Source organism: Acidisoma silvae, from assembly GCF_020618775.1.
Lineage (GTDB): Bacteria > Pseudomonadota > Alphaproteobacteria > Acetobacterales > Acetobacteraceae > Acidisoma > Acidisoma silvae.
Map to the genome: position 1 here is coordinate 1 of NZ_JAESVB010000061.1, position 1,875 is coordinate 1,875.

Genomic DNA, 1,875 nt, shown 5'->3' on the forward strand with positions numbered 1-1,875 from the left:
CCACGTCGGCAACGATCCCGAGATCCGCACCGTCGGCAACTGCGTCGCAAGCTTCTCCCTTGCCACCAGTGATACCTGGCGTGACAGCCAGAGCGGCGAGCGGGTCGAACGCACCGAATGGCACCGCATCGTGATCTGGAACCAGGTCCTGGTGAAGATCGTCGAGCAATACGTCGCCAAAGGCAGCAAGCTCGACCTCGAAGGCAAGCTGCGGACCCGCAAATGGGTCGATACCGCCGGCAATGAGCGCTACACGACCGAAATCCATCTCGAAAACTACGCCGGCGAGCTGGTCCTGCTCGACGCACCCTCCAGCAACCGCCAGGGCCGCCGCGAGGACGATCGCGAGATGGTCGGTGCCGGCAGCCGCCCGCCCGTCGATGACCTCGGAGGGGACGACATGCCCTTCTGACACGCTCTCTTCCCATCCAAGCGCCGGCTCCCTCGCGGGGCCGGCGTTTTCTGCGTTCCAGGTTCGGTCGCGCTGGTCTTGGGCTCGTTCAGGTAAAAGCGGGGCATGCGCGGTCACGCAGGGCAGGGCCGCTCGCCTGCAGGGCTTTGCCCCACAGCCTGCCGCCGCCCGGCGCTGCTGCCGCGGCATGCCGGCGCTACGCGCCAGAATGCCGCGACCGGCCATCCCTGTGCCAAAGAGCCTTGACCCAGTTGATGTGGGCGGTCTGCCGTCCTGGACTGCGCGCCGCTTCACGGCTGAGGATTGCCCAGGCTCGTTCCATCGCCGGCGGGTCACTGTGAGCGGCCTCTGCGATGCTGCTCAACACGCGCACCAGATTGGCCGTCGGCACTACATGCATGTGCAATGCCGGGGCGAGCCGCGCATGCCCGGCACTGACCACCAAACCCCAGACTAGTAGCATGTCGCCGATTGTCCTCTCAACGGCGTGGACATGGGTCCGATTTCGTGTCACCGCATTGGGCATCTCCACAACCTCGCCGCGACTATGGCGCGTCCATGCCGCAGCCTCCGCCGTGCCGTGCATCGACCCCGACCAAGTTTTGACCCCGAATACCACCAGCGCGGCAGGGGCGCGCGCGATCACGTCGATCTCGGTTGATCTGCCGCGCCCACGCAGCACGACATTGCGCAACACCGGCCAACCCATGTCGCGCAGCACGCCAGCCACCAATGCCTCCCCGAGCGCGCCGAGCGCGGCAGCGCGGTCAGGTTGAGGCTGGTGGTCGACTGATGTCTTGGCATTAGAGTTTAAAATGTAGTCCAAGTTTTTATCCGCATCCCCCCGGGTTAGATCTCGGCGAAAATCAACAACCAACCTATCAGGATGAGTGCTTTCAAAGTCTCGGCGTGTCGACGAAGCCAAGGACGCACGACATCGCCATTTCGCCAGAGTGGGCGAAACTCGTTTGTGAGACTTTCAATTTCATCGCGTGTCTGTTGGCGTTCCAACGGCATTGCCGAGAAAATGTGGCGGCTATAGCGCCCACGAGCAAGTATCGTCTGCTCGGTTTAACCTGGCCACGATAAACCTTTCGTCAATCTCGTAGTTAATCGCCGTTAACTCATTTGTTGTGACATTCGTTAACTCATCGGTTAACGCATCTGCTAACTCATTTGATAACTCGTTCGTTAACTCAAATCCGAATTCTACCGTCTTTGAAAAAAGGGTCTATCTGTAACAGACCAAGGCACCCTAGCGGGTGCTTGGTTGCGGCCCTTCTGAGGCCGCGTTACGGTGCCGGATGAGCCGAAAACGATGTTCTGTCATCTCCGGAGATGTCGTTGTCACCAGCTGACCTTACAGACCAAATTATCGCCCGTTTGGCCGCCTTAGAAAGCGGGCAGGCGCTCCTGAACCAGGCCCTCGGGCTGATGGTGGACAGCCTCAAGCAGCAGAACGA

At 61.0% G+C, this 1,875-nt stretch carries 2 protein-coding genes; one reads left to right on the forward strand and one right to left on the reverse strand.

Annotated elements, in window-relative coordinates; translation table 11 throughout:
• Positions 1-412, forward strand: a 412-nt coding sequence (gene ssb / locus ASILVAE211_RS25740) for a single-stranded DNA-binding protein (protein WP_227324206.1), incomplete at its 5' end; no start/stop codon positions are given.
• Between the two features lie 196 nt (positions 413-608).
• On the opposite strand, the gene ASILVAE211_RS25745 is transcribed toward ssb, so the two are convergent.
• Positions 609-1,238 (reverse strand): nuclease-related domain-containing protein, encoded by a 630-nt coding sequence (locus ASILVAE211_RS25745; protein WP_227324207.1) that lies wholly within the window; start codon positions 1,236-1,238, stop codon positions 609-611.
• Positions 1,239-1,875: the final 637 nt, after the last annotated feature.